Source organism: Agromyces laixinhei, assembly GCF_006337065.1.
GTDB classification, from domain to species: Bacteria; Actinomycetota; Actinomycetes; order Actinomycetales; family Microbacteriaceae; genus Agromyces; species Agromyces laixinhei.
In genome coordinates, this window is record NZ_CP040872.1 from 1,057,315 (window position 1) to 1,082,060 (window position 24,746).

Consider the following 24,746-nt stretch of genomic DNA (forward strand, 5'->3'; position numbering starts at 1 on the left):
TCGGGCCACGCCCGTCGACCCGAAGAGGGGGAGTCATGGCCGGAGTGGATGCCGAGCGCATCCGGCGCGCCGTGCACGAGATCCTGCTCGCGATCGGTGAGGATCCGTCACGGCCGGGGCTCGAGCGCACGCCGCAGCGCGTCGCCGAGGCCTACGCCGACTTCTTCGGCGGCCTCGACGTCGATCCGCTCAGTCACCTCGCCGATGCCGTTCCGATCGGGTCGTCGCTTCGACAGAGCCTGGGCGGTGCGGATGCCGGTGCGCCGGCCACGGGCGAAGCGGTCGTGCTGCGCGACCTCGCGTTCCGGTCGGTGTGCGAGCACCACCTGCTGCCCTTCGTCGGCACCGCGCACGTGGCGTACCTGCCGGGCGATCGTGTGGTGGGGCTCGGCCGCATCCCGGCGGTCGTCGACACGCTCGCACGACGCCCCCAGTTGCAGGAGCGGCTCACCGAGGAGATCGCCGACGCGCTCGTGGCGGGCCTCGACCCCCGCGGCGTGCTCGTCGTGCTCGACGCGCAACACCGCTGCGTCACCACGCGTGGCTCCCGCCAGGAGCGCAGCTCGACCGTGACGATCGCGAGCCGCGGCGCGCTCTCAGAGCCCGCGGCCCGCTCCGAGATCATCACGCTCATCGGGGCATCGGCGCATGCCTGATCGCACGCTCGTCATGGGCGTGGTCAATGTCACGCCCGACTCGTTCAGCGACGGCGGGCGTTGGTTCGACGCCGATGCGGCGATCGCGCACGGCCTCGAGCTCGTCGCCGACGGCGCCGACATCCTCGACGTCGGCGGTGAGTCGACCCGGCCCGGCGCGGCCCGCGTGGCGCCCGAAGAGGAGCTTCGCCGTGTCGTTCCCGTCATCCGCGAGCTCGCGGGTCGCGGCATCCGAGTCAGCGTCGACACCATGCGCGCCGCGACCGCGCGGGCGGCCGTCGACGCCGGGGCCGTGATCATCAACGACGTCTCCGCTGGCCTCGCAGACGCGGCCATGGGCCCGATCGCGGCCGAGACCGGCGCGCAGTACGTCGCCATGCACTGGCGCGGCCACTCCGATCGCATGGACTCGCTCGCGGAGTACGCCGACGTCGCCGTCGAGGTGCGCGACGAACTCGCGCAACGGGTCGACGCGCTCGTCACCGCGGGAGTCGCCCCCGAGAAACTCATCCTCGACCCCGGACTCGGGTTCGCCAAGCGCGGCGACCAGAACTGGCAGCTCCTCGGCCGACTCGACGTGCTGGCCGGCCTCGGGCTGCCGATCCTCGTCGGTGCGTCGCGCAAGCGCTTCCTCGGGGCGATGCTGCCCGACGCGGCATCCGTCGTCGATCGCGACCTGCCGACCGCCGTGGTGAGCGTGCTCTCGGCGCAGGCCGGGGCGTGGGCGGTGCGCGTGCACGACGTGCAGGGCACTCGCCGAGCCCTCGACGTGCTCGGCGCATGGCAGAGTGGACGACGTGACTGAACTGCGCAATCGCGGGCGGGCCGACCGCATCACCCTCACGGGACTCCGCGTCCGCGCGCACCACGGTGTGTTCGAGTTCGAGCGCACCGAGGGGCAGGAGTTCGTGATCGACGTGTCGGTCGCGCTCGACCTCGCGGCACCAGCGGCATCCGACGACCTCGCCGGCACCGTGCACTACGGCGAGCTCGCCGAGGCGGTCGTGGCCGCCGTCGAACGCGACCCGGTCGACCTCATCGAGACCGTCGCCGAGCGGGTCGCCGCAGTCGCGCTCGGCTACGCGGCCGTCGACGAGGTCGAAGTCACCGTGCACAAGCCGCAGGCGCCGATCACCGTGCCCTTCTCGGATGTCGCCGTCACGATCGTGAGGGGCCGGGCATGACGCGCGCCGTCATCGCCTTCGGGGCGAACCTCGGCGACCGTGAGGCGACGATCGCCGCCGCCGTTCGCGAGATCGCGGAGGCGACCGGGATCGCCCTCGTCGCCGTGTCGCCCGTGTACGAGTCGGCCGCCGTCAAGGACTCCGGCGTCGACGAAGACGCCCCGCGCTACCTGAACGGCGTCATCGTCGTCGAGACGGCGCTCGCTCCGCACGCGCTCCTCGATCTGCTGCAGCGCATCGAACTCGAGCACGGACGGGAGCGCACCGAGCACTGGGGCGACCGCACGCTCGATCTCGACCTCATCGACGTCGACGGAATCGTGCTCGACGACGAGCGGCTCGTGCTGCCGCATCCGCGTGCCTCGCAGCGGGCGTTCGTGCTGGCGCCGTGGCTCGACATCGACCCCGACGCCGAGCTCGCGGGGCACGGGCCGATCGCCGCGCTGCGCGCTGCGGCCACCGACGAGGTGGTGCGTCGATGAAGCGCACGCACCCCTCGACGATCATCGCCTTCGTGCTGGCGGGCCTCGTCGCCGGGTACCTCATCGACCTCGCGATCGTGTCGGGCGGGTCGAAGGCGATCGTGCCGCCGATCTCGCTGTCGATCACCCTCGCGGGCGTCGCGGCACTCGTCGTGGCCTTCGCCTGGCCCATCCGCCGGGCGGTGAAGGGCAAGGCGACCAAGCACCTCGACCCGTTCCGTGCCATGCGCACCGCGGTGCTGGCGAAGGCCTGCAGCCTGAGCGGGGCGCTCCTGCTCGGTTTCGGGATCGGCATCACGCTGTTCCTGGTCACGCGCAGCGTCGTGCCGCCCCCGGCGACGATCTGGCTCGCCGTCGCCACTGCGATCGGCGCAGCGCTCCTGCTGGCCGGAGGCCTCGTCGCCGAGGCCTTCTGCACGCTGCCCCCCGACGACACCGACACCGAGAAGAAGGAGCAAGCGCATGCCTGAGGCATCCGGCCCCCAGCCTGATGAGACGGCCCGCGACGAATCGCGCCGGCCTGCGGCATCCGACTCCGACTGGCAGCGGGTCTCGCCGAAGTACGTGCTCGTCGAGGTGATCGGCTCGATCATCGGCATGGTCGTCTTCGTGGGCATCGGGCTCGGCGCCTACTTCGTGCTGCACTGGCAGTGGGCGCTGTGGGTCGCGATCGCGATCGCCGTGGTCTCGATCATCGCCATCGCCTTCGAGCCGCGCCGAGTGCGCTCCATCCGGTACCGGCTGCGCGCCGACGACCTGCTCTTCCGCCGCGGCATCATGTTCCAGCGCCAGGTGGCCGTGCCCTACGGGCGCATGCAGCTCGTCGACATCACGCGTGGTCCGGTCGCGCGCGCCCTCGGCCTGGCCGACCTCAAGTTCGTGACCGCGGCCGCGGCGAGCGCCGTGACCGTACCCGGTCTCCCGATGGCGGAGGCCGACCGGTTGCGCGACGAACTCGTGGCCCTCGCCGAGTCGCGCCGGGCGGGACTGTGAGCACAGGCACCCGCCCGCAGACAGCGGTGAACCTCGCCGACGGCGAGTGGCACCGGCTGCACCCGGCGAGCCCGCTGCTGCGCGGCGGTCTGCTGTTCCTCGCCGTGCTGGGCTTCGTGATCGCGAACCTCCGCGAGCGGGTCATCGACATCTTCCTCACGATCTTCGCTCCGGCCTCGAGCGACCGGGTCGACGCCGAGTACGACGACTGGCAGCAGGAGTGGGCGAACGACCCGGTCGGCGGCATCGTGTCGAACGGGCTGGTCGGGTGGGCGCTGCTCGCTCTCGCCGCGATCATCGTCGTGGTCGTCATCGGCTTCTGGCTGTCGTGGCGCATGCACACATTCCGGGTCACCGGCGAGGCGGTCGAGGTGCGCAGCGGCATCCTCTTCCGCTCGCACCGCAGCGCCAGACTCGATCGCATCCAGGGCATCAACGTCAACCGGCCGCTCTTCGCGCGGCTCTTCGGAACGGCGAAACTCGAGATCTCGGTGGCCGGGCAGTCGGCGAACGTGCAGCTCGCCTACCTGGGCTCCTCCCTCGCCGACGCGTTGCGCGCCGACGTGCTGCGCCTCGCGTCGGGCGCGCGAGCCGAACGCACGCAGGGCACTGCGGCTGCCGCAGGGGCGGCAGAGGGGCGAGCGGATGCCGCGGCGCCCGGTGTCGCGACGGAACCCGATGCCCGGGGTGCCGGCACTGGCAGCGATGGCGGTGCCGGCGCTGATGCCGCTGTCGCCGGTGCCGGTGGTGTGGGTGCGGGCGATGCCGCTGCCGCCGGTGCCCGCACGCCGGTCACGGCCCGTGCCGGCGCACTCGTCACGCAGCGCGTCGACGAGTTCCTCGCGCCCGAACTCGACCCCGACCTCGCTCCGCCGGAGTCGGTCGTGCACCTGCCGCTCGGCCGCGTGATCGGGTCGACTTTGCTCGGCGGTTCCATGATCTGGGTGGTCATCCTCATCGCGATCATCGTGATCGGGGTCACGAGCGGTCAGATGTGGGTGCTCTTCAGCTTCGTGCCCGCGGCCATCGGTCTCGTGAGCTACATGTGGTCGCGCATCACGAAGTCGCTGCGCTACTCGATCGCCGGCACGGCCGACGGTGTGCGCATCGGGTACGGCCTCCTCTCGACCGCCAACCAGACGATCCCCCCGGGTCGCGTGCATGCCGTCGAAGCCACGCAGTGGGTGTTCTGGCGGCCGTTCGGCTGGTGGTCGGTGCGTATCAACGTCGCCGGGCAGTCGGTCTCGGCCTCGGGCGAGTCGACGCAGCGCACCATCGTGCTCCCGGTCGGCACCGCGGCCGACGTGCATCGGGTGCTCGCCCTGCTGCTGCCCGACGCTGCGGCCGACGTCGAGGCACTCGTCGACGCCGGTCTCGTGGGTCAGGGCGACGCCGGCGGCTTCTCCGTCACGCCGAAGCGAGCTGCGTGGCTGCGCCCGTTCTCGTGGAAGCGCATCGGTCTCGCCGAAGCCTCGGGCGTCGCCGTGATCCGCAGGGGGGCGCTCATCCGCAGTCTCACCCTCGTGCCGCTCGCGCGCATGCAGTCGGTCGCCCTGTCGGTCGGCCCGATCGAACGCAGGCTCGACCTCGCGACACTGCGACTGCACACCGTGACCGGTCCGGTCTCGGCCCTGCTGCCCGTCGCCCATCGTCCGGATGCGACGGCGCTCTTCGAGCGGCTCGCGCACGAGGCGATCGAGCGCGCGGCGAGCGACACCTCGCACCACTGGGGCGCCAGCGCGCCGGGGTCGCCCGAGCCCGAGCCCGAGCCCGAGGCCGAGCCCGGGCCCGGGCCCGAGCCCGAGGCTGAACCCGAGCCCGAGGCTGAGCCCGCCTCGCCCGCTGATCAGGCTCAGGCAGCAGCGCCAGAGGAATCGGCCCCCCGCCATGTCGACTGATCGCCCGGGCCGACTCGGCGTCGGCACGATCGGCGCCGGCCGCGTCGGCGCGGTGCTGGCCTCGGCGCTCGCCGGTGCCGGGCACGCGCTCACCGGCATCGCCGCGGTCAGTGACGCGAGCCGCGATCGGGCCGCCACGATGCTGCCCTCGGTGCCGGTACTGCCGATCCCCGAGATCATCGAGCGCAGCGAACTCGTGCTGCTCGCGGTGCCCGAGCCCGAGCTCGTGCCGCTCGTCGCCGGTCTCGCCGAGGCCGGCGCGTGGCGGCCGGGTCAGCTCGTGCTGCACACCGTCGCACGGTTCGGCACGGGCGTGCTCGACCCTGCACGTGCGGCGGGCGCGATCCCGCTCGCGGTGCACCCCGCCATGAGCTTCACCGGAACGAGCATCGATCTCGCACGTCTGCCGGGCACGTGGTTCGCCGTCACGGCGCCCGCGCCGGTGCTGCCGATCGGGCAGGCGCTCGTCGTCGAGATGGGCGGCGAGCCGTTCGTCGTGGCCGAGCACGACCGCGCGGCATACGGCGAGGCGATCGACACCGCCGTCTCGTTCTCGACGTCGATCGTCGATCAGGCCAGCGGTCTCCTCGACGGCATCGGCGTCGGCCGGCCCGGAGCCGTGCTCGCCCCGCTCGTGCGCAGCGCCGTCGAGAACGCACTCGCCCGGCACGACAGCGGCGCCGACAGTGCCGACATGATCGACGCCGACATGATCGACGCCGACACGATCGACGACGCAGATTCCGACCGGCGGATGTGGGGTGGCGCGTGACCGAGTCCGTATTCGACATTCGTGTCGTGCCGACCATCGCCGAACTGCGCGAGCGGCTCGCCGAGCGACGGGCGGCCGGGGCATCCGTCGCTCTCGTGCCCACCATGGGCGCGCTGCACGCCGGCCACCTGGCGCTCGTGGCCCGCGCCCGCGAGCTCGCCGACGTCGTCGTCGTGTCGATCTTCGTGAATCCGTTGCAGTTCGGCCCGGGTGAAGACCTCGACCGTTACCCGCGTACCCTCGAGGCCGATGTCTCCGCGCTCGCGGGGCTCGGGGTCGCGTTCGTGTTCACGCCGTCGGTCGCCGAGATGTATCCGAACGGGCCGACCGGCACGACGCTCAGTGCCGGCGAGGTGGGTTCCCTCTACGAGGGCGCATCGCGACCGGGCCACTTCGACGGCATGCTGACCGTCGTCGGCAAGCTGCTCAACATCGTGCGGCCCGACGTGGCGGTCTTCGGGCAGAAGGACGCCCAGCAGATCTTCCTCGTGCGTCGCATGGTCGAAGACCTCGACGTGCCGACCGCGATCGACGCCGTGCCGACCGTGCGCGAAGCCGACGGGCTCGCGCTCTCGAGTCGCAACCGATTCCTCGACCCGGGTCAGCGGGCCGCGGCCCTCACCCTGATCGAAGCCCTCAGGGCAGCGGATGCCGCGGCGCCCGAGGGCCTCGCCGAGGTGCTCGCCGAGGGGGCGGCCGCCTTCGGCGACCACGACGAGGTGACGCTCGACTACCTCGTGGTCGTCGACCCCGAGACCTTCCTCCCCGTCGCCGATGGTGCGCGAGGCCCGGCCGTCGTGCTCGTCGCCGCCCGTGTCGGCGCGACGCGCCTCATCGACAACGCCGCCATCACGCTGGGCTGACGCATGCACCGACCGGCGCGCGCCGCTCTGACCCGCCGCGTCGGCGGCGCCGGGCGCCATCGGAGGCACCGGGACGCGTCGGCGGCGCCGGGACGCGTCGGAGGTAACGGGTCCCGTCGGAGGCAACGGGTCCCGTCGGAGGCAACGAAGCCGGGCCCTCCGACGGGACTCGCGTCCTCCGACGCCACTCCGTGGAGGATTGCCACGCCGTGGAGGATCGCCGCTCCGTGGAGGATTGCCGCTCCGTGGAGGATCGGATCGCCGAGCACGCCTAGGCTGGTGCACGCACCCCGGTACAGACGGCACTGCCGCACGACGAGAGAGAACGATGGCCGAGAACCAGACGGATGCCGCGCCCGAGCCCAGCGCCGACCAGCCCAGCGCCGACCAGCCCAGCGCCGACGGGCCCAGCGCCGACCAGCCCACTGCCGACGAGATCAGCGCCGACGAGATCTCCGAGCAGAAGGCCGTGCGCCGCGCCAAGCGCGAGCGGCTGATCGCGGCATCCGACGACCGTGCCTTCGGTGCGTACCCCGTGCGCCTGCCGATCACGGCGACGATCCCCGAGGTGCGCGACCGGTTCGTCGGGCTCGGCGTCGACGAGGCGAGCGGCGTCGAGGTCGGCGTCGCGGGTCGCGTCGTGCACTCGCGCAACACCGGCAAGCTGTGCTTCGCCACGCTGCAGGCGGGCGACGGCAGCCGCATCCAGGCGATGGTCTCCCTCGCCGAGGTCGGCGAGGAGTCGCTCGCCGAGTGGAAGGAGCTCGTCGACCTGGGCGACCACGTCTTCGTGGCCGGCGAGGTCATCACGAGCCGGCGCGGTGAGCTCTCGATCATGGTGAAGGAGTGGCGCATCGCCTCGAAGTCGATCCTGCCGCTGCCGAACCTGCACAACGAGCTCTCCGAGGAGATGCGCGTGCGCAGCCGCTACCTCGACCTCATCTCGCGCGATCAGGCCCGAAAGAACGTCATCGACCGGGCCAAGGTCAACTCGAGCCTCCGGCGCACCTTCGACGGCCTCGGCTTCATCGAGGTCGAGACGCCGATGCTGCAGGTCATGCACGGCGGGGCATCCGCTCGCCCGTTCGTCACGAACTCCAACGCCTTCGACACCGAGCTGTACCTGCGCATCGCGCCCGAGCTGTACCTGAAGCGTGCCGTCGTCGGCGGCATCGAGCGGGTGTACGAGATCAACCGCAACTTCCGCAACGAGGGCGCCGACTCGACGCACTCGCCCGAGTTCGCGATGCTCGAGGCCTACGAGGCGTACGGCGACTACACCACGATCGCCGACCTCACGCAGCAGCTCATCCAGGATGCCGCGCTCGCGACCTCGGGCTCGCACGTCGTGACCTGGGCCGACGGCACCGACTTCGACCTCGGCGGCGACTGGGCGCGCATCTCGATGTACGGCTCGCTGTCGGAGGCGATCGGCGAGACGATCACCTCGTCGACGCCGGTCGAGCGCCTGAAGCAACTCGCCGATGAGATCGGCGTCGAGGTCGACCACCCGCTGCCCGGCAAGTACGTCGAAGAGCTGTGGGAGCACCACGTGAAGTCGGGGCTCGTTCGGCCGACCTTCGTCATGGACTTCCCGCTCGACACCTCGCCGCTCGTGCGCGAGCACCGCTCGATTCCCGGGGTCGTCGAGAAGTGGGACCTCTACATCCGCGGCTTCGAACTCGCGACCGGCTACTCCGAGCTCGTCGACCCCGTCGTGCAGCGCGAGCGCTTCGTCGAACAGGCGAAGCTCGCCGCGGGCGGCGACCCCGAGGCCATGCGCCTCGACGAGGAGTTCCTGCGGGCGCTCGAGTTCGGCATGCCCCCGTCGGGCGGCATGGGCATGGGCATCGACCGCCTGCTGATGGCGCTCACCGGCCTCGGCATCCGCGAGACGATCCTCTTCCCCTTGGTCAAATGAGCGGATGCCGCAGATGAACGACTACCTGCCGAAGGGCGAACTCGAACCCGAGAAGGATCCGAAGCGCCCGTCGAACATGCGCCTCGGCATCTGGATCGTCGTCGGCGCCATCGGCCTCTACCTGCTCGGCTCCGGCATCTGGGGCATCGTCGCGGGCGGTGGTTGAGCGGGCGGCATCCGCAGATGCGCGCAGGTGCGCGTCGGCGCGGAGATTCGGGGTAGTCTGATGAGGCTATGGACGATTTCTGGGCGAACGCGATCTGGTCGCTCGCGCCGACCGTGCTCATCGGGCTCATCTTCTGGTTCGTGATGCGCGCGGTCATCCACGCCGATCGCAACGAGCGCAGGGCGTACTCCAGAGTCGAGACTGAGGAGCGGGCCAAGCTCGCCAAGCAGCGACCGGCAGCCTGACGGCATGTCAGCGGAGCAGACGGCGCTCCTCCTCGCCGGCATCCTCGTCGTCATCGACCTGATCGTGCGTGTCACGGCGGTCATCGTGGTGCCGCGCAATCGCCGCCCCACCGCGGCCATGGCATGGCTCCTCGCGATCTTCTTCATCCCGTTCATCGGGGTGATCTCGTTCCTGCTCATCGGCAGCCCGAAGCTGCCGAAGCACCGGCGAGCGAAGCAGGCGGCGGTCGATCGTCTCATCCGCGAGTCGACGCTGGGCGTCGAACGCGTGAGCGATTCCGTGCAGTGGCCGGAGTGGTTCGAGGGCGTCGTGCACCTCAACCGGAATCTCGGCTCGATGCCGCTCATCGGCTCCAACAGCGCGAGCCTGATCGGCGACTACCAGGGCTCGCTCGACGCGATGACCGAGGCGGTGCGGGGGGCCGAGCGCTACGTGCACGTCGAGTTCTACATCCTCGCCCTCGACGCCACGACGACGCCGTTCTTCGATGCACTCGGCGATGCGGTCGCGCGCGGTGTCGACGTGCGACTCCTGCTCGACCACGTCGCCTCGTTCCGGGTGAAGGGCTACCGCAAGACGCTCAAGCGGCTGACCGCGATGGGTGTGCGGTGGCAACTCATGCTGCCGGTGCAACCGCTCAGGGGAAAGTACCAGCGGCCCGACCTGCGCAATCACCGCAAGCTCGTCGTCGTCGACGGCGAGGTGGGCTTCATGGGCTCGCAGAACATGATCGACCGCAGCTACAACAAGCGCGCCAACATCCGCCGCGGCCTGAAATGGAAGGAACTCGTGGCGCGCGTCGAGGGACCGATCGTGCCGGGTCTCGACGTGATCTTCGCCACCGACTGGTATCTCGAGACCGGCGAAGAGATCACCAGCGAGATCGTGGAGTCGTTCGACCAGCCGGGCGAGCCGGAGAACCTCGACTGCCAGGTCGTGCCGAGCGGGCCCGGGTTTCCGAACCAGAACAACCTCAAGCTCTTCCTCGCGCTGCTCTACGCGGCCGAGGAACGCATCATCATCACGAGTCCGTACTTCGTGCCCGACGAGTCGATACTCGTGGCCGTCAGCGGGGCGACCCAGCGCGGCGTGCACGTCGAACTCTTCGTCTCCGAGATCGGCGACCAGGCCCTCGTGTACCACGCACAGCGCTCGTACTACGAGGCGCTGCTGCGCGCCGGCGTGAAGATCTATATGTACAAGTCGCCGTACATCCTGCACTCCAAGCACTTCTCGATCGACGACGACGTCGCCGTGATCGGGTCGAGCAACATGGACATCCGTTCGTTCGAACTCAACATGGAGGTCACGCTCCTCGTGCGCGGAGCGTCGTTCGTGCGCGAGATGCGCGCCGTCGAAGACGGCTACCGCCGCGACAGCCGTGAACTGACGCTCGACGAGTGGATGCAGCAGCCGCTGCGATCAACGGTGCTCGACAACCTCGCGCGGCTCTCGTCGGCGTTGCAGTAGCCCGCGATCAGCGCCGGGGCTTCAGCCGCACGGTCGGCAGACCCGGTGCCGACAGCGGCGGCCCGTCATAGCCGTCGACACTGCCGAACCGGCCGTCGGGGTTGTCGCGGCCGACGACATCGGCCTGCCACTGCCGCCGGAACTCCACGATCTCGTCGTTGTTGCGGCCGATGAAGTTCCACCACATCACGAGTTCTTCGCCGAACGGCGCGCCGCCGATGAGGATCACGCGCACCGGGGCATCCGCTGCTCGCAGCCGCACGCCTTCATGACCGACCGGCACGTAGCCGAGTTCGCTTCGCGCGAGCGTCGCGGCGTGGCCGGTCTCGGCGAGCGGCACGAGTTGCCCGGGGTCGTCGACCTCGCCGTCGAGCGCCGCGATCGTGACGCCGACCGGGCCGAGATCGACGAGCAGCCCATGCTCGAACGCGGGATCGAGGTCGATCCACGCTTCGCCGCCTGCCGGCAGCTCGATCTGGGCGCCGACGAGCGGCGAGAAGATGGAGACGGTGCTGTCGTGGGCCTGTCGCAGGGTGGCTTCAGCGCCGGGCAGCGAACCGGCGAAGACGCGCACGACGGCGTCGTCGATCGTCACCTCGGCGATCTCGGCGTGCTCGAAGAAGGGCGCGACGTTGCGGGATGCGTCGGGCAGCGCCACCCAGAGCTGTACGCCGTGCAGCCGCGTGGTCTCGGGTGTGGAGACCTCGGAGTGCGAGATGCCGCGCCCCGCCGTCATGAGGTTGACGGCGCCGGGCCGAACCATGGCACGGCTGCCGGCAGAGTCGCGGTGCTCGATCTCGCCGTCGAAGAGCCAGCTGACCGTCTGCAGCCCCGTGTGCGGATGCGGCGGCACATCCATGCCGCCCGAGACCGTCACGTCGTCGGGCCCGTAGTGGTCGACGAAGCACCACGCGCCGATCGTCGTGCGGCCGCGCTGCGGGAGGGTGCGTCGCACGTTCATCGCGCGGGGCCCGCCGAGCGGCACGTCGCGTGCGGTGAGCACCTGCAGCGCTGGACCGGCCGGCTCCTCGGCGGGGCAGACCACTTCGGCCGGATCGCGCTCGAGGTTGCTCATGGCCCAGATTCTACGTGGGCCATCCGACCACGAGGCGGGGCGGGCGATAGCATGATGCCATGGCTCCTTCGCTGCGTCTTCGTCGTGCTGGTCTCGTGGCTCTGGCGGTCTCGTCGGTGTTCCTGCTTTCGGCGTGCAACCCGCCGTCAGGGGCCGCCGAGAACTTCCCGGGCCTGCCGACCGAGGCCGAGGCCGACACCGTCGACGTCGAAGCAGGCACCGACCCGGCGGGCGACGACGAAGAAGCGCCGTCGCCCGAAGACGGCCCCGTGGTCGTCTGGTGGGCCGACGGCGGGCAACTGGCCCTCACCATCTCGGGCAGCTCGACCTGCCCCGAGATCGGCGATCAGATCCGCGTGCTCGAGAAGGCCGGCGAGGGCAACCGTGTCGCGATCGACCTCGTCGAACGGCCCGCAGACCAGGTCTGCACGATGGACCTCGTGCCCCACACGACCCTGTTCTGGACCCCGGTGACCGTCACGACCACCGAGCCGCTCGTCGTCGAGGTGTTCGACACCGAGGTCACGGTTCCGGTCAAGTGACCCCGTCCCGCCGGCGAACCTTCCACGGCGCCCGCCGGGCGCACCGCGCCGCGCACTCGTGACCTGGCTCGACGGCATGGCCGAGGCGTTCCCGCTCATGCGCGGCGGCGGCGCGTTCCTCGTCGCGATCGGTCTCGGCATCCTCGTCGGAGCCTTCGGCTCCCGCCGCTGGCGCATCGTCTGGCTCATCGCCGGTGCCGCCGTCGGCATCCTGATCATGGCCGTCGGCGGCGCCACGAAGCTGATCTTCGCAGGTCTGCCGTCGCCGGCGATCTGGCAGTGGGTCGTACTCGGCATCGCCTTCCTCGTCGAGGGGTACCTGGTGAGCGTCGTGGTGCGCAGGTTCCCCGACCTCGATTCGCGAGAGTTCTGGATGTGGATGCTCTTCATCGTCGGGGCCCACTTCCTCATCCTCGGTTTCTCGCACGGCCCGATCTGCGCGCTCCTCGCGCTCGTCTGCATGGCGAACGCGCTCGTCGGCCTTCGCATCGGATCGGCCGACTTCCGGGTGTTCTGGGCGATCGACGGGGCGCTGAAGATCGGCGCGGGCGCCGCGATGGTCGCGGTCAGCTACGTCTGAGCCCTGCCCGGGCGGAGCACCAGCAGTTCGCCGACCTCGCAGCCGAGCGCTTCGCAGATCGCCTGCAGCGTCGAGAAGCGGATGGCGCGGGCCCGGTCGTTCTTCAGCACGCTGAGGTTCACGACGCTCACGCCGACGAGTTCGGCCAGGCGCGTGAGCGTCATGCCCTTGGCCGCGAGCAGTTCGTCGAGCCGGCAGTGCACATCGGATGCCTCGTCGCCTTCGGCCGGCGCCATCAGACGAGGCCCTCGGTGTCGCGCTGCAGGCGTTCTCCGAGTTGGAACGCGGCGCCGACGACGGCGAGCGCGAGCAACCCGAACAGGGGCGTGAAGTTCATCTCGAACAGCACTCCGTCGTAGCTGTACTCGCTCACGGCGGAGAGCGCTCCGTTGACCGCCATCGTCGTGAAGAGCCGGTCGAACAGCCACCCGACGACCAGTACCGCCGTTCCCCACCAGATGATCATCGTGTTCTGGCGGGTGAATGCACGCCCGTGTGCGAGGTTCCAGCACAGGAGGCCGAGCAGCACGATGCCGGCGATGATCGCGAGCCCCGTGACGATCGGTTGCGCGACGATCGCGAACTGCGTGGCGTCGGCCGGATGCGGCACCGTCACGACCGCCTGGTCGACCGAAACTCCGACGGATGCCCCGTCGGGCCCGATCGGCAAGGTCGCCCGTTCTCCGGCGAACGGCACGAGCACGGGCACGTCGCGGCCGGGAACCACCTCCACGAGACGGTTGACGAGCGTGAAGATCGTGACGGCGATGCCGACAGCGCCGAGAAGGATCGTGAGGTACATGCCGGCCGTGTCGCTTCGGCTCAGCCGTTGGGCAGTGGTGGAACGGGGCATCCGTAGCGCCTTTCTCCTGGATTCGGTCGTCGTGCCTGCGCCTGCAACGGCGGCGCACATCGCATATCGTTTCTCGATATTAACGATTATCGATAGGTTCGCACGCTGCACTCGGCACGTCAAGGCGGTGCGCCCACGGCGAACAGGGCCCCACGCGGCATCCGCCTTGTTTACGCTCGATATATCGACGTCCCCTGCCCAGTGGGGCCGTGAGGAGTAGAGCATGTTCGAGAGATTCACCGACCGAGCCCGTCGTGTCGTCGTCCTGGCCCAAGAAGAGGCCAAGATGCTCAATCACAACTACATCGGCACCGAGCACATCCTGCTCGGGCTCATCCACGAGGGTGAAGGCGTCGCCGCCAAGGCGCTCGAGTCGCTCGGCATCTCGCTCGACGCGGTGCGCGAGCAGGTGCAAGACATCATCGGCCAGGGCCAGCAGCAGCCGACCGGGCACATTCCGTTCACGCCGCGCGCCAAGAAGGTGCTCGAGCTCTCGCTTCGCGAGGCGCTGCAACTCGGCCACAACTACATCGGCACCGAGCACATCCTGCTCGGGCTCATCCGCGAGGGCGAGGGCGTCGCCGCCCAGGTGCTCGTCAAGCTCGGCGCCGACCTCAACCGCGTGCGCCAGCAGGTCATCCAGCTGCTCTCGGGCTACCAGGGCAAGGAGCAGGTGCAGGTCGGCGCCAACGAGCAGCAGACCCCGCAGGGCGGCTCGCAGATCCTCGATCAGTTCGGCCGCAACCTCACGCAGGCTGCGCGCGAGTCGAAGCTCGACCCCGTGATCGGCCGCGAGAAGGAGATCGAGCGGGTCATGCAGATCCTCTCGCGTCGCTCGAAGAACAACCCCGTGCTGATCGGCGAGCCCGGCGTCGGCAAGACCGCCGTCGTCGAGGGCCTCGCGCAGGCGATCGTGAAGAACGAGGTGCCCGAGACGCTGAAAGACAAGCAGCTCTACTCGCTCGACCTCGGCTCGCTCATCGCCGGTTCCCGCTACCGCGGCGACTTCGAAGAGCGTCTGAAGAAGGTCACGAAGGAGATCCGCACGCGCGGCGACATCATCGTCTTCATCGACGAGATCCACACCCTCGTCGGTGCGGGCGCCGCCGAAGGCGCGATCGACGCGGCCTCGATCCTGAAGCCGCTGCTCGCACGTGGCGAACTGCAGACCATCGGTGCGACCACGCTCGACGAGTACCGCAAGCACTTCGAGAAAGATGCCGCGCTCGAGCGCCGTTTCCAGCCGATCCAGGTCGCCGAGCCGAGCCTGCCCCACGCGATCAACATCCTGAAGGGGCTGCGCGACCGCTACGAGGCGCACCACAAGGTCTCGATCACCGACGGCGCGATCGTCGCGGCGGCGAACCTCGCCGACCGCTACATCTCCGACCGGTTCCTGCCCGACAAGGCGATCGACCTGATCGACGAGGCCGGAGCGCGCCTCCGCCTCTCGATCCTCTCGAGCCCGCCCGAGCTGCGTGAGTTCGACGAGAAGATCGCCGTCGTGCGTGCCGCGAAGGAGACGGCGATCGAAGAGCAGGACTTCGAGAAGGCCGCGTCGCTGCGCGACGAGGAGAAGAACCTCCTCGGCGAGCGTCTGCGCCTCGAGAAGCAGTGGAAGTCGGGCGACGTCAAGACCACCGCGGTCGTCGACGAGGGCCTGATCGCCGAGGTGCTCGCCCAGGCCACCGGCATCCCCGTCTTCAAGCTCACCGAAGAGGAGTCGTCGCGACTCGTCTTCATGGAGAAGGCGCTGCACGAGCGCGTCATCGGTCAGGAGGAGGCCATCTCGGCCCTCGCCAAGACCATCCGCCGCACCCGCGCCGGCCTGAAGGACCCGAAGCGCCCCTCCGGCTCGTTCATCTTCGCCGGCCCCACGGGCGTCGGCAAGACCGAGCTCGCCAAGGCGCTCGCCGAGTTCCTCTTCGACGACGAGGCGGCGATGATCTCGCTCGACATGTCGGAGTACGGCGAGAAGCACACGGTCTCGCGCCTGTTCGGCGCCCCTCCCGGATTCGTCGGCTTCGAAGAGGGCGGCCAGCTCACCGAGAAGGTGCGCCGCAAGCCGTTCAGCGTCGTGCTCTTCGACGAGATCGAGAAGGCGCACCCCGACATCTTCAACTCGCTCCTGCAGATCCTCGAAGAGGGCCGGCTGACCGACGGCCAGGGTCGCGTCGTCGACTTCAAGAACACGGTCATCATCATGACGACCAACCTCGGCACGAAAGACATCTCGGGCGGCCCCGTCGGCTTCCAGCTCGAGGGCGACTCGCGCACCGGCTACGACCTCATGAGCGGCAAGGTGAAGGAGGAGCTGAAGAAGCACTTCAAGCCCGAGTTCCTGAACCGCGTCGACGAGGTCATCGTGTTCCCGCAGCTCTCCAAGCCCGAGCTGCTGCAGATCGTCGACCTGTTCATCAAGCGACTCAGCGAGCGCATGCTCGACCGCGATATGACCGTCGAGCTCACGCAGTCGGCGAAGGAGCGGCTCATCGAGGTCGGGTTCGACCCGTCGCTCGGTGCTCGACCGCTGCGCCGTGCAGTGCAGCGCGAGGTGGAGGATCGCCTCAGCGAGAAGATCCTGCACGGCGAGCTCAACTCGGGCGACCACGTGCACGTCGACTTCAAAGACGGCGAGTTCCTCTTCACGACGACGCAGCGGGAGCTTCCCGTCTCGGTCGGCGTGAACGCCGCCGCCGCGCTCGGCACCGGCTCGGCGACCCCCGATCTGGCAGCTGCGTCGGGCGAGCAGTAGCCGACACGACGCGAGGGCGGATGCTGCGGCATCCGCCCTTCGTCGTCTCCGTTCATGATCGGGCGGCAGTCGCCGGCACAATACGATGGCAGGATGACCGAGTTCCACGTGCGCCGGGCGCGCACGAGCGATGTGCCGAAGATCATCGAGCTGGTGGAACCGCTCGTGCAGCGACGCATCCTGCTCGGCAAGGAGCGCGTCGACCTGTACGGCGCGGTGCAGGAGTTCCGCGTCGCCGAGACCGATGACCGCCGCTTCGTCGGCGCCGGCGCCCTGCACGTGATGTGGGAAGACCTCGGCGAGGTGCGCACACTCGCCGTCGACGACGAATGGCTCGGCCACGGCGTCGGCCACGCCCTGCTCTCGGCGCTCGAGGGGGAGGCCCGCGAGCTCGGCCTGAAACGGCTCTTCTGCCTGACGTTCGAGACCGAATTCTTCGGCCGTCGAGGCTTCGTCGACATGGGAGCCGAGACCGTGGACCCCGCCGTCTACGCCGAACTCGTGCGCTCGAACGACGAAGGCATCGCCGAGTTCCTCGACCTCGCACGCGTGAAGCAGAACACCCTCGGCAACACGCGCATGCTGAAGCTTCTCTGACACCTGACACGGCACGCCGAGCGGATGCCGCGTGCAGCGGTGGCCCGGTCGTACCCTGTGAGCATGTCGACGAACACACCGGCCGGGCGGCAGTCACCGCAGGTGTATCGTCGGCGGCGCATCGTCGTGCTCATCGGGCTCGTCGCGGTGATCATCGCGATCGTGCTCGTCATCGTGCGCCCCGGCGCGAGCCAGGGTGAGGAGCCCGGCCCGAGCGTCGCACCGAGTGTCGAATCGTCGGCGCCGCCCGAGACCGCCATCCCGACGGAGCCGACCGCGGCCGACGGCGATCCGTGCGCCCCCGAGAAGGTCTTGGTCGAGGCTGTCACCGACAAGTCCTCCTACGAGCCAGGGGAGCAGCCCCAGCTCTCGGTCACGATCACCAACACCGGCAAGAACGTGTGCGTGCTGAACGCCGGCACGGCGGCCCAGGTCTTCACGATCACGAGCGGATCGGAGCAGTACTGGATCTCGACCGACTGCCAGGTCGACGCCATCGACGCCGAGGTGTCGCTGACGCCCGGCGCGCCGGTCAGTTCGAGCGTGCCGCTCATCTGGGATCGAACGCGCTCGACGCCCGAGACCTGCACCGGCGCCCGTGAGACGGTGCCTGCCGGCGGCGCGTCGTACCATCTCGCGGTGAGCGTCGACGGTTTCGCATCCGTCGAGCAGAAGCAGTTCCTGCTCTACTGAGCTCACTCCGGCCTGCGCGGTGATGTTGCGCCGGCGCCGTGGGGTCGACAAGAATGCCGTCGTCTTCGTCGACACCTCGGACCCTCACGGTCCGGCACACACAGCTTAGGTTGCTTTCGGCGGAACGTCACATCCGATTTCGGCCCACATTGAGTTACATCCGCGCCTGCCCGTGCACGGGCACTGGATCGCTCCGGTACACGGAGCGGGCCACGCCTCGGAGGGTGCACGCGGCATCCGTTCGAAGGGGTGCGCACATGAACGGGAACGCAACAGTCGATGCCCTGATCGCGACGCTCGACTACGGTGACGGCGCGGTCGACCAGACGGTGTTCATTTTCGAACTGCGTGATGGCAAGATCGCGAAGGAGACCGCGTACTGGAGTGAACCGTTCGCCGCCCCTGACTGGCGTGCGACATGGGTCGAGCAGATGTGACGGATGCCGCGCGGTCACAGCCCGGTGATCAGTCGTCGGGCAACCACGCGCGCTCGTAGTCGTCGCCCAATTCCTTTACGGCGGCTTCCTCGAGGAGGGTGCCCGTCCACGATCGCCAGCGCTCGGGCGTGACCACAAGGCAGACATCGTCGATCGGGCCCCATGCGCGCTCGATGCCGGCGAGTGCACCCGGCACCATGTACTTCTCACGCACGCAGGCGATCGCCTGTTTCGCCTCAGCCCCCTCGAGCAGGCGCCCCTCGCCCTCCGCTGAAACCATCAGATTGCGTCCCGTCGACGCCACGCCCTGCACGAGTACGGTGGCGCGCCCGCGTGATGCGACGTTCTGTGCCTTACGGGTGACCGACGACGTCTCGATGAGGAACCGACCGTCGTCGTACAGAAAGATCACGTAGGCGAGATGCACGGAGCCGTCGGCGTTCAGCGTGCCGACCGCCGCGTTGAGGCGTTGACCGAGCACTTCGTCGATCTCAGTCTGCTCCGGGTGATGAGTGTAGATCCGTCGTGCGTCCGACATGGCCACTCCGTCCGCGTTCGTCGCCAGACTACGCCGCGCGCCGGGCCATTGACACCGGGCCATCCATTTGGGACGCTGACACCGACCCGTGACGAAGCGCAGCCGAAAGGCGGTCGACATGTCAGTGTCTGCACGAGCGGCCGAGGCGAAGGCCTCGGTCGAGATGGTGACCTCGTTCTTTGAGAGCATGGGTGACGTTGCGAGCGATCCCGAGGCCCTCGACTTCACCTTCGGGAATCCGCACGAGATGCCGTTGCCGGGCCTCACGAGCGCCATGAGCGCCCAGCTCGAACCCCGATCCGTCGATTGGTTCGCGTACAAGTCCAGCCAGCGGCTCGCCCAGGAGGCGGTGTCCGCGGGCCTTCGCGCCGAACTCGGAATGGACTTCGAACCCGACGACATCGCGATGACGCAAGGGGCGTTCGGCGCGATCTCCCTCGCGCTGGCGATGCTGGCCGATGCCGGTGACGAGGTGGTGATCCCCGTGCCCGGATGGTTCTGCTACCCGCCGATGCTGCACGCCGCGAACCTTGCGCCGGTCGGTGCCGCGCTCGATCCGGTCACCTTCGATCTCGACATCGACGCCATCGCGTGGGCGATCACCCCGCGTACACGCCTGGTGATCGTGAACTCGCCGGCGAACCCGACGGGGCGGGTGTACCCGAGGGAGGCATGGGACGCACTCGCGGCGGTGCTCGAGGAGGCATCCCGCACGCACGGCCGGCGCATCTGGCTCGTCTCCGACGAGCCGTATCGGCGCATCCGCTTCGACGGGATCGACTTCGCGAGCCCGGCCGCCTCCTACCCGTGGAGCGTGATCGTCTACAGCTACGGCAAGGTCCTCCTCGCCCCGGGGCAGCGGCTCGGCTACCTCGCGCTCTCGCCGCTGCTCCCGAGCGAGGAGCGTGCTGAGCTCAGGTCCGCGTGCATGCCCGTGCAGCTCGCGATCGGCTGGGGCTTTCCCAACGCTCTCATGCAGTACTCGGCTCCGGCGCTCGAGTCCGTCTCGATCGACATCGCGGAGCTGACCCGCAAGCGGGATCGCATGCACGACGCGCTCACCCGGGCCGGGTACGCGCTCACCCGGCCCGAGGGAACCTTCTACCTCTGGGGCAGGGCGCCCGGCGGCGACGGGGCGGCGTTCTGCCGCGAGCTCGCCGCGCACGGCGTGTACCTCATGCCGGGCACGATGTTCGACCAGCCCGCGCACTTCCGCATCTCGCTGACCGCGACGATGGAGATGATCGAGCGGGCCCTTCCGACGCTGGTCGCCGCGCCGGAAGGGAGCTGACGGCGGAATTCGCTCGGTACCCTTGAGGCATGGCAGGAAAGGCACGACGGAAGCAGGCAGCCGAGCCCATGGAGTTCCGTTCGCAGGCGCTCGCCGAAGCGCTCGAGCGGCAAGATGTCGCAGCGGTCGCTCTGGCACTGCGCCACGGCAACACGGTGGTGCCGCTCGTGAAGCCGGGGCCGCGCGACAAGCCGCTCGATGGCGGCGAGGTGTGGACCTACCGCGACGCGAAGACCGGCGAGATCGCCCTGTTGCTCTTCAGCGACGCGGTGAACAAGCCCGAGAACCTGCCGCCCGCGGTGGGGCTGCAGAGCCCGGCGTGGCTGCGCACGTTCCTGAAGCGCTACGAATCGACGATCACGACGGTGTTCCTCGACATCGCGGGTCCGCATCCGATGCAGGCATCGCCCGCTGAGCTGCTGCGCGCGCTCGAGGCGTAGCGCGCGCTCGCGGTCAGAAGGCGGCGTCGAGTTCTCGTTCGCGCGCATCGGTCGAGGCCAGCATGGCGCGCTCGACGGCGGCGTGGACGCTGCCGGACTCGACGTCGAGGATGGCCGTGTAACCGAGCCGCCCGGCCTCGGCCGCGCGCTGTCTCGCCGCCGAGACGGGGCGAACCTCGCCGGCGAGGCTGATCTCGCCGAACGCGGCGAGCTCGTGGGGCACCGCGCGGTCGCGCATGGCCGAGGCGATGGCCACGGCGATCGCGAGGTCGGCGCCGGGCTCGGCGAGCCGAACCCCGCCGACGGTGGAGACGTAGACGTCGTGATCGCCGAGGGTCTTGAACCCGGCACGGCGTTCGAGCACGGCGATGATCATGGCGACGCGTGAGGGGTCGACCCCGTTGACGACGCGCCTCGGTTGCGGGGCCTTCGTGGAGACCACGAGCGCCTGCACCTCGACCGGCAGCGCTCGCCGACCCTCGAGGGCGACGGTGACGCAGGTGCCGCTCACCGCACTACGACCGCTCGAGAGGAAGAGGCCTGACGGGTCTGGAACCTCGGCGATGCCCTCGCCGGTCATCTCGAAGCAGCCGACCTCGTCGGTCGGACCGAACCGGTTCTTGAGGGCGCGCACGAATCGCAGCGCGTTCTGGCGGTCGCCCTCGAACTGGCACACGACGTCGACGAGGTGCTCGAGCAGGCGGGGGCCGGCGATCGAACCGTCTTTCGTGACGTGGCCCACGAGCAGCACGGGAAGCTGCCGCTCCTTCGCGACGCGGATGAGGGTGGAGGCGACTTCGCGAACCTGACTCGGTTGCCCGGGCAGCCCGTCGGAGAGCGATGAGGAGACGGTCTGCACCGAGTCGACGATGAGGAGCGCGGGGGAGACGGCGTCGACCTGGCCGAGGATCGTCGCGAGGTCGGTCTCTGCGGCGAGGTAGAGCTCGTCGTGCAGGGCGCCGGTGCGCCCGGCGCGGAGCCGCACCTGCGCCACCGACTCTTCGGCCGTGACGTAGAGCACGCGGCGGCCGGCGGCGGCGACGCGTGCTGCCACCTCGAGCAGGAGCGTGGACTTGCCGACGCCCGGCTCGCCCGAGAGCAGGATCGCGGCGCCCGCGACGATGCCGCCGCCGAGCACCCGGTCGAACTCGCCGATGCCGCTCGGGCGGTGCGCGGCGTCTTCGGTCTGCACCTCGACGATCGATCGCGCGGTGCGCGCCTCGCCGAGTTGCACGGCCTGCACGGCGCGCACGATGCCCGTGGCCTCTGCCACGTCGACGACCGTGCCCCACTGCTGGCACTCGCTGCAGCGGCCCACCCACTTGACGGTGCTCCACCCGCACTCGGTGCAGCGGAACGTGGAGGTGGATCGGGCCATGTCCTGAGACTAGCTGCGGCCGGAGACATCACCGTCGCCGACATCCCGCCGACGTCCCGCCGACGTCCCGCCGACGTCCCGCCGACGTCCCGCCGACATTCCGCCGGCATCCGGCCGCCCGCCCGCTGTGCCGAATGGGAGATCGCCCGTGGCCGCGCGGCGACGACGGGCGTACCCTGAGCGCATGCGGGCCGACGTCGACGTCCTCGTGATCGGAGCCGGACAGGCCGGACTCGCGGTGAGTCACGAACTCGACCGAGCCGCTGTCGAACATGTCGTGCTGGAGCGCGACCGGGTCGGCGCCACGTGGGCGGATCGATGGGACAGCTTCAGGCTCGTCACGCCGAACCACACGATCCGGTTACCGGGTGGCGAGTACAGCGGCACGGAACCCGACGGGTACCTGGGCCGCGATGAGATCGGCGACCATCTCCGCGCGTACGCGGATTCCTTCGCGGCGCCGGTCGAGGAGGGCACGGCGGTCGAATCACTCCGACGCGACGCCGACAGCGCCGACAGCCCCGGCAGCGCCGGCAGCGACGGGAGCGGCGAGCGCGACGGCAGCGACGTATTCATCGCCGAGACCTCGACCGGCCGCCTCCGTGCACGACGCGTCGTCGTGTGCACCGGCGCCTACCAGCGTGAGCACCGCCCCGCCGTCATCGACGAGATCGCGCGCGAGGTGCCCGTCATCGGGGCCACGGAGTATCGTTCACCGGCCGCGACACCGGGCGGCACCGTGTTGATCGTCGGCGGCGGTCAATCAGGCTGTCAGATCGCGTCGGAGCTGGTGCACGCCGGCCGCGAGGTCGTGGTCGCCGCAAGCCGCGCGCCGGCCATGCCGCGCCGAGTGGACGGTCGTGACATCGCCGACTGGCTCATCGACCTCGGCTTCTTCGACCAGACCCTCGCCGACATGCCGTCGCCCGCCGTGCGGTTCGCGTCGAACCCGCTCGCCACGGGAGCCGGCGGGGGCCATGACCTCAACCTCCGCACACTCGCGGCCGACGGGGTACGCCTGATCGGCCATGTCACCGGCGTCGACGGCACGCGGGTCGCGGCCGCCGACGATCTCGCCGAGTCGGTCGCCGTGGGCGACGGCGCCTTCGCCGAGATCTGCTCGGCGATCGGGCGACTGTGCGCGGCGCGAGGGCTGCCGGTGCCCGGACTCCCCGAACTTCCGGCGACCGAACTCACGACCGCCGACCCGCCCGATCTCGCCGACCTCGGCCTGGTCGTCAACGCATGCGGGTTCCGCCCGGCCTACGACTGGATCGCGATCCCCGGCATCGTCGATGACATGGGATTCCCCGTGCAGGAGAACGGCGCGAGCGCGAGCGTTCCCGGACTCTTCTTCGCCGGCGTCCCGTGGATGCGCACACGCAAGTCACCGCTCCTGCTGGGTGTCGGCGAGGACGCCGAGATCGTCGTCAGGCAGCTCGCTGCTCGGTGACGCGTGACCACGCACTCGCTGAGGCATCTCGCTCCACGAGCCGCTCGACGACGGGGGCGAGTGCCGGCCGGAATGCCTCCGCCCACACCGCGTAGCCGTGGTCGTTCGGATGGAACATGTCGCGCGCGAACTGCGTCAGGATGCCGCGGAGTCCCTGTCGCCGCGTCACCTCGTGGAGCGGCGCCACGACGAGTCCGTGCTCGCGGGCGGCTGCGCGCAGCATCCGATTCGCCTCGGCGACCTTGCGTTCGTTGCGGGGCAGGTGAAAGCACGGCAGGTCGGCCACGACGGCGTGCGCGGGCAGTGCGGCGAAGAGCGAGCGGATGTCGCGGTCGAACCGCGCCGGGTTCCAGTCGGCGATGTCGTTCGCGCCGATCGAGACCGTGACCACGTCGGGCTGGAGGCGCAACAGGGTGCGGAAGCGCGGCAGCTGGTCGTGCACCGCGAGCGTGGTCGTCGCACCCGAGACGCTGAGGTTCACGACGCGCACGCTCCGGCCGGTCGCCGCGCGCAGCCCGTCGGCGAGCACACCCACGTAGCTGTGGTCGGGGCGGGAGGCGCCGATGCCCTGGGCGGTGCTGTCGCCGATCGCGACGTAGAGCAGCTCGCCCTCGGCCTTCGCATGCTCGCGCCACCACTTCGAGTGCACGGGCAGCGTGTCGTTCAGGGTCGATGCGTTCTCGAGCATGCGCGCGCGGAACGGCCGCACGCCGACCGCGCCGAGCACGGTCGACGCGGCGAGCCGGGCGCCCGCGGCGACACTCGGGCGTTGCGCGTCGAGGGGAGAGATGGAAGAGACGGTCACGAGCAGAAGCTATGCCTGCTCGCTTCGTGGGGGCTGGGTGCTGGCTGAACGTCAGCTGAGGCATCCGCTCGTTTTGGTGCTGGCGGGCGCGTCGTCTACGATTGTCCTCGGTACCGTGTCCGAGCGGCCGAAGGTGCAACTCTCGAAAAGTTGTGTGCGTGAAAGCGCACCGTGGGTTCAAATCCCACCGGTACCGCCAGATCGAAGGCCCCGACTCCCCTTGATAATACTGGGGAGGCGGGGCTTTCGTCATGTCTGGGGGAGGGCTTGCGGTAACGCAGCGGTGACAGAATTTCTCGATGCCTTGCGAGGATGGATGGCGTCGATCGGTTCAGGTGAGGCGGCCTTCTGCTGCGTCGATGATCGATGCGAACGCTGCGCTTGTGGCGCGTCGTGGGGGATTCCACTGTTCGTAGGCCAGTGATCGATGTGTCAGTGCGTGGTTTCCACCCAGCCCTTGCCCGAGTTGCCCGTCTCGTGCATCCACTCCTTGCCGCAAGCGGTGCAGCGGTAGTCCTGCTCGTCGGCGACCGTGCCCGAGCCACCGAACTGACGGAAGCCCCCGACCTGCTCGAGGCGCGCGTGCGGCGGAATGTTGCGGCCCTTCGTGCCCGTGTCGACCAGCTTCCAGCAGTCGTCGCACATCGTGTCCCGCCAC

29 protein-coding genes and 1 tRNA gene are annotated in these 24,746 nt (G+C 69.7%); 23 read left to right on the plus strand and 7 right to left on the minus strand.

Annotated elements, in window-relative coordinates; translation table 11 throughout:
• Positions 1–35 precede the first annotated feature (35 nt).
• The 13 genes from folE to cls all read left to right on the plus strand — a co-directional run bounded on the left by folE (position 36) and on the right by cls (position 10,651).
• Entirely contained in the window at positions 36–656 is a 621-nt protein-coding gene (gene folE / locus FHG54_RS04970; RefSeq protein ID WP_139416292.1) for a GTP cyclohydrolase I, read from the plus strand.
• Positions 649–1,461, plus strand: a complete 813-nt coding sequence (gene folP, locus FHG54_RS04975; RefSeq protein WP_139416293.1) for a dihydropteroate synthase — start codon at positions 649–651, stop codon at positions 1,459–1,461. The genes folE and folP overlap by 8 nt, the downstream gene beginning before the upstream one ends.
• Positions 1,454–1,840 carry a dihydroneopterin aldolase gene (gene folB / locus FHG54_RS04980; protein ID WP_139416294.1) on the plus strand — a complete coding sequence of 129 codons (387 nt, stop codon included), beginning with the start codon at positions 1,454–1,456 and terminating at the stop codon, positions 1,838–1,840. The genes folP and folB overlap by 8 nt, the downstream gene beginning before the upstream one ends.
• Positions 1,837–2,322 carry a 2-amino-4-hydroxy-6-hydroxymethyldihydropteridine diphosphokinase gene (gene folK / locus FHG54_RS04985; RefSeq protein ID WP_139416295.1) on the plus strand — a complete coding sequence of 162 codons (486 nt, stop codon included), beginning with the start codon at positions 1,837–1,839 and terminating at the stop codon, positions 2,320–2,322. Before folB ends, folK begins: the two co-directional genes overlap by 4 nt.
• Positions 2,319–2,792 carry a DUF3180 domain-containing protein gene (locus FHG54_RS04990; RefSeq protein WP_139416296.1) on the plus strand — a complete coding sequence of 158 codons (474 nt, stop codon included), beginning with the start codon at positions 2,319–2,321 and terminating at the stop codon, positions 2,790–2,792. The genes folK and FHG54_RS04990 overlap by 4 nt, the downstream gene beginning before the upstream one ends.
• The gene (locus tag FHG54_RS04995; protein WP_139416297.1) at positions 2,785–3,315 is read left to right on the plus strand and encodes a PH domain-containing protein; all 531 of its coding nucleotides are present in this window, start codon (positions 2,785–2,787) and stop codon (positions 3,313–3,315) included. The genes FHG54_RS04990 and FHG54_RS04995 overlap by 8 nt, the downstream gene beginning before the upstream one ends.
• Positions 3,312–5,213: a PH domain-containing protein gene (locus FHG54_RS16310; protein ID WP_168197111.1), complete on the plus strand. Its 1,902-nt coding sequence runs from the start codon at positions 3,312–3,314 to the stop codon at positions 5,211–5,213. The genes FHG54_RS04995 and FHG54_RS16310 overlap by 4 nt, the downstream gene beginning before the upstream one ends.
• Positions 5,203–5,985: a Rossmann-like and DUF2520 domain-containing protein gene (locus tag FHG54_RS05015; protein ID WP_139416298.1), complete on the plus strand. Its 783-nt coding sequence runs from the start codon at positions 5,203–5,205 to the stop codon at positions 5,983–5,985. Before FHG54_RS16310 ends, FHG54_RS05015 begins: the two co-directional genes overlap by 11 nt.
• On the plus strand, positions 5,982–6,848 hold the full coding sequence (panC, locus tag FHG54_RS05020) for a pantoate--beta-alanine ligase (protein WP_232333700.1): 867 nt from the start codon (positions 5,982–5,984) through the stop codon (positions 6,846–6,848). The genes FHG54_RS05015 and panC overlap by 4 nt, the downstream gene beginning before the upstream one ends.
• Before the next feature lie 328 nt (positions 6,849–7,176).
• Positions 7,177–8,769, plus strand: coding sequence for a lysine--tRNA ligase (lysS, locus tag FHG54_RS05025; RefSeq protein ID WP_139416299.1), 1,593 nt, complete (start codon positions 7,177–7,179; stop codon positions 8,767–8,769).
• 4 nt (positions 8,770–8,773) lie between these two features.
• On the plus strand, positions 8,774–8,935 hold the full coding sequence (locus FHG54_RS16315; RefSeq protein WP_157002170.1) for a hypothetical protein: 162 nt from the start codon (positions 8,774–8,776) through the stop codon (positions 8,933–8,935).
• Between the two features lie 68 nt (positions 8,936–9,003).
• On the plus strand, positions 9,004–9,180 hold the full coding sequence (locus FHG54_RS16320) for a hypothetical protein (protein ID WP_168197112.1): 177 nt from the start codon (positions 9,004–9,006) through the stop codon (positions 9,178–9,180).
• Between the two features lie 4 nt (positions 9,181–9,184).
• Positions 9,185–10,651, plus strand: a complete 1,467-nt coding sequence (gene cls, locus FHG54_RS05030; RefSeq protein ID WP_139416300.1) for a cardiolipin synthase — start codon at positions 9,185–9,187, stop codon at positions 10,649–10,651.
• A gap of 7 nt (positions 10,652–10,658) precedes the next feature.
• Here the strand turns inward: cls and FHG54_RS05035 are convergent, their stop codons facing one another.
• Complete coding sequence (locus tag FHG54_RS05035) at positions 10,659–11,726, minus strand: pirin family protein (RefSeq protein WP_139416301.1); 1,068 nt, start codon at positions 11,724–11,726, stop codon at positions 10,659–10,661.
• Between the two features lie 59 nt (positions 11,727–11,785).
• Between FHG54_RS05035 and FHG54_RS05040 the strand changes: the two genes are divergently transcribed.
• Positions 11,786–12,268, plus strand: coding sequence for a hypothetical protein (locus FHG54_RS05040; protein WP_139416302.1), 483 nt, complete (start codon positions 11,786–11,788; stop codon positions 12,266–12,268).
• 58 nt (positions 12,269–12,326) lie between these two features.
• The gene (locus FHG54_RS05045) at positions 12,327–12,848 is read left to right on the plus strand and encodes a DUF6609 family protein (protein ID WP_139416303.1); all 522 of its coding nucleotides are present in this window, start codon (positions 12,327–12,329) and stop codon (positions 12,846–12,848) included.
• Here FHG54_RS05045 and FHG54_RS05050 read toward each other — a convergent pair.
• Both FHG54_RS05050 and FHG54_RS05055 read right to left on the minus strand, forming a co-directional pair.
• Complete coding sequence (locus FHG54_RS05050) at positions 12,839–13,084, minus strand: helix-turn-helix domain-containing protein (protein ID WP_139416304.1); 246 nt, start codon at positions 13,082–13,084, stop codon at positions 12,839–12,841. The genes FHG54_RS05045 and FHG54_RS05050 overlap by 10 nt on opposite strands.
• Entirely contained in the window at positions 13,084–13,701 is a 618-nt protein-coding gene (locus tag FHG54_RS05055) for a hypothetical protein (RefSeq protein WP_139416305.1), read from the minus strand. Before FHG54_RS05055 ends, FHG54_RS05050 begins: the two co-directional genes overlap by 1 nt.
• A gap of 223 nt (positions 13,702–13,924) precedes the next feature.
• Between FHG54_RS05055 and FHG54_RS05060 the strand changes: the two genes are divergently transcribed.
• From FHG54_RS05060 to FHG54_RS05075, 4 genes are all read left to right on the plus strand, one after another.
• On the plus strand, positions 13,925–16,456 hold the full coding sequence (locus FHG54_RS05060; protein WP_139416306.1) for an ATP-dependent Clp protease ATP-binding subunit: 2,532 nt from the start codon (positions 13,925–13,927) through the stop codon (positions 16,454–16,456).
• Positions 16,457–16,549: 93 nt separating this feature from the next.
• Positions 16,550–17,053: an amino-acid N-acetyltransferase gene (locus tag FHG54_RS05065; RefSeq protein WP_139416307.1), complete on the plus strand. Its 504-nt coding sequence runs from the start codon at positions 16,550–16,552 to the stop codon at positions 17,051–17,053.
• Between the two features lie 63 nt (positions 17,054–17,116).
• Entirely contained in the window at positions 17,117–17,746 is a 630-nt protein-coding gene (locus tag FHG54_RS05070; RefSeq protein WP_139416308.1) for a hypothetical protein, read from the plus strand.
• Positions 17,747–18,003: 257 nt separating this feature from the next.
• Positions 18,004–18,183: a hypothetical protein gene (locus FHG54_RS05075; protein ID WP_233437879.1), complete on the plus strand. Its 180-nt coding sequence runs from the start codon at positions 18,004–18,006 to the stop codon at positions 18,181–18,183.
• 28 nt (positions 18,184–18,211) lie between these two features.
• Here FHG54_RS05075 and FHG54_RS05080 read toward each other — a convergent pair whose 3' ends face one another.
• Positions 18,212–18,721 (minus strand): pyridoxamine 5'-phosphate oxidase family protein, encoded by a 510-nt coding sequence (locus tag FHG54_RS05080; protein WP_168197113.1) that lies wholly within the window; start codon positions 18,719–18,721, stop codon positions 18,212–18,214.
• Between the two features lie 118 nt (positions 18,722–18,839).
• On the opposite strand from FHG54_RS05080, the gene FHG54_RS05085 reads away from it, so the two are divergent.
• Both FHG54_RS05085 and FHG54_RS05090 read left to right on the plus strand, forming a co-directional pair.
• Positions 18,840–20,012, plus strand: coding sequence for an aminotransferase class I/II-fold pyridoxal phosphate-dependent enzyme (locus FHG54_RS05085; RefSeq protein ID WP_139416310.1), 1,173 nt, complete (start codon positions 18,840–18,842; stop codon positions 20,010–20,012).
• A gap of 29 nt (positions 20,013–20,041) precedes the next feature.
• The gene (locus FHG54_RS05090; protein ID WP_139416311.1) at positions 20,042–20,452 is read left to right on the plus strand and encodes a dehydrogenase; all 411 of its coding nucleotides are present in this window, start codon (positions 20,042–20,044) and stop codon (positions 20,450–20,452) included.
• A 13-nt stretch (positions 20,453–20,465) separates the two neighbouring features.
• On the opposite strand, the gene radA is transcribed toward FHG54_RS05090, so the two are convergent.
• Positions 20,466–21,830 (minus strand): DNA repair protein RadA, encoded by a 1,365-nt coding sequence (gene radA, locus FHG54_RS05095; RefSeq protein WP_139416312.1) that lies wholly within the window; start codon positions 21,828–21,830, stop codon positions 20,466–20,468.
• Positions 21,831–22,014: 184 nt separating this feature from the next.
• On the opposite strand from radA, the gene FHG54_RS05100 reads away from it, so the two are divergent.
• Positions 22,015–23,283, plus strand: a complete 1,269-nt coding sequence (locus FHG54_RS05100) for a flavin-containing monooxygenase (RefSeq protein ID WP_139416313.1) — start codon at positions 22,015–22,017, stop codon at positions 23,281–23,283.
• On the opposite strand, the gene FHG54_RS05105 is transcribed toward FHG54_RS05100, so the two are convergent.
• Positions 23,261–24,088 (minus strand): SGNH/GDSL hydrolase family protein, encoded by an 828-nt coding sequence (locus FHG54_RS05105; protein ID WP_233437880.1) that lies wholly within the window; start codon positions 24,086–24,088, stop codon positions 23,261–23,263. The genes FHG54_RS05100 and FHG54_RS05105 overlap by 23 nt on opposite strands.
• A gap of 109 nt (positions 24,089–24,197) precedes the next feature.
• Here FHG54_RS05105 and FHG54_RS05110 point away from each other — a divergent pair.
• A tRNA-Ser gene (locus FHG54_RS05110) sits at positions 24,198–24,287 on the plus strand.
• 233 nt (positions 24,288–24,520) lie between these two features.
• Here FHG54_RS05110 and FHG54_RS05115 read toward each other — a convergent pair.
• Complete coding sequence (locus tag FHG54_RS05115; protein ID WP_139416314.1) at positions 24,521–24,733, minus strand: hypothetical protein; 213 nt, start codon at positions 24,731–24,733, stop codon at positions 24,521–24,523.
• Between the last annotated feature and the right edge of the window lie 13 nt (positions 24,734–24,746).